The sequence below is a fragment of the Pantanalinema rosaneae CENA516 genome (assembly GCF_050753385.1).
Classification (GTDB): domain Bacteria; phylum Cyanobacteriota; class Cyanobacteriia; order Leptolyngbyales; family Leptolyngbyaceae; genus Pantanalinema; species Pantanalinema rosaneae.
The window spans coordinates 1-1197 of sequence record NZ_JBLZFZ010000184.1; the positions used below are offsets into that span (position 1 = coordinate 1).

General features: G+C 64.7%; 2 protein-coding genes. Both read left to right on the plus strand.

The genetic code is table 11. The features are described 5' to 3' along the window. The coding region (locus tag ACN4EK_RS32755; RefSeq protein WP_431662630.1) for a sensor histidine kinase at positions 1 to 582 on the plus strand (582 nt) is incomplete at its 5' end. 256 nt (positions 583 to 838) lie between these two features. Further along, the coding region (locus ACN4EK_RS32760) for a helix-turn-helix domain-containing protein (protein WP_431662631.1) at positions 839 to 1197 on the plus strand (359 nt) is incomplete at its 3' end.

Genomic DNA, 1197 nt, shown 5'->3' on the forward strand with positions numbered 1-1197 from the left:
GAATCCATGGGCCGGCGCGGCGCGGTCCAGCGCACCGAGCCCTTCCCCTTCCCCGACCACCTGCGCGGGCTGACGGAGGAGCTCGGGGACGGGAAGGTCACGTTCTCCTGCGCGCAGAGCGACATGACGATCCACGTCAATCCGATGGCGGTCGAGCTCCTGCTCAGCAACTTCATCTCCAACGCGTTGCGCTACGGCAAGGATTCGCCCGTCACGGTCACCGCGCGCCATGCGGCCGACCTCCTGACGATCGAAGTCTGCGACCGCGGGCCGGGCATCGGCTCCGAGTTCCTCAAGCGCGTGGGCGCGCCCTTCCTGCGGGAGGATCCCGCCCGCCGTTTCGAGACGGGCGCCTGGGCCTCGGGCTCTATCTCTGCAAGCGTCTCACCGAGGGGGCGGAGGGCGCCTCGAGATCGAGAACCGGCCCGGCGGCGGCCTGTGCGTCCGCGCCACCCTGCCCTGCGTCGCGACGCGGACGAAGGCGCTCGAGGCGCTGACGCACGCCGCCTTTGCGCCATTCGGGCCGGCAATTCCAGGCTGTCCGCGCAAGGGACGATTCAATCGCAGGCGGCCGGTGGGTAATCGCGCAAAGATTGTGCGATCAAGAAATTTTTGGATACATTCAGAGATATTTTGCGCACAACATGAAACACACAAAATCTTTCGGTTGTGATTATTCTTCATCCTCGAATTGCACCACCGCAGACGAAGGTCCAGCTTGGTAAGCAAGGCCTCCGCCGGTATCGGCTTCCGGCGCCATCGACGTCGCCCCGCCACAGCGCGAACGTACGAAGATGACCACCGAGCCGCAAATTCCAGAGGCCGAGGTCGTTCCGATATGCCGCACGTAAAAAAGGCGCCGAACTCGATCGATCATGAAATCGGACGCCGCATCAGGGCGAGGCGCCAGCAACTCGGCCTGAACCAACAATCCGTCGCAGACGAGATCGGCGTCTGGTATCAGCAGGTCCAGAAATACGAGAACGGGGGGGATCGCGTCGGCGCGAGCCGCCTCTTCGCCATCGCGCGGGCGCTTTCCGTGCCCATCTCCTACTTCTTCGATGACCACGGCGACGAGGATGTGGATGCGGAGGCGGGGGATGTGGAGCGCCACATCATCGAGCGCGCGCTCGCGGAGGAAGAGGGCCGGAGCCTGATCCTTTCCTTCTCGCGGATCCGCGATCCGCAGCTGCGCCT